Origin of the sequence: Bartonella sp. AA83SXKL, from assembly GCF_042196965.1 — a bacterium.
Lineage (GTDB): Bacteria > Pseudomonadota > Alphaproteobacteria > Rhizobiales > Rhizobiaceae > Bartonella.
This window is the reverse complement of the sequence record NZ_JBHIRG010000215.1, coordinates 1-342: the sequence shown is the minus strand read 5'-3', so window position 1 is coordinate 342 and position 342 is coordinate 1. Positions and strand designations below refer to the sequence as shown.

The following is a 342-nucleotide window of genomic DNA, read 5'->3' as shown; positions in this document are numbered from 1 at the left end:
AGCCCTCGTGCTGTTGAGCGGCTTGAAAGTTATGTTGCGACTTGGCCCATGCCGCAAATTTTCTGTCTGACAAAGGATGGAAAATTAAACGAAAATATTTTTAAAGGGGTAACTATCAATACACCCTCTTTGCTATGTATTGAAGATTTTCTTGATGCACTGAAGTGGGCAAAGGCACAAGGTGGTTTGCACGCATTAATGGCGCGAGTTGAGAAAAATTTTGCGGTACTTGATGCTTTTGTTCGCAAAACACCGTGGTTAGAATATTTGGCAAAAGATCCTCAAGTGCGTTCTAATACATCTGTTTGTTTAGATATTGTCGATCCAGTGGTGACTGCTTTG

The 342-nt window shown here is 41.2% G+C and carries 1 pseudogene; it reads left to right on the top strand.

Annotated elements, in window-relative coordinates:
• Nucleotides 1–342: pseudogene (locus tag ACFINO_RS10700) on the top strand (phosphoserine aminotransferase); the annotation flags it as partial.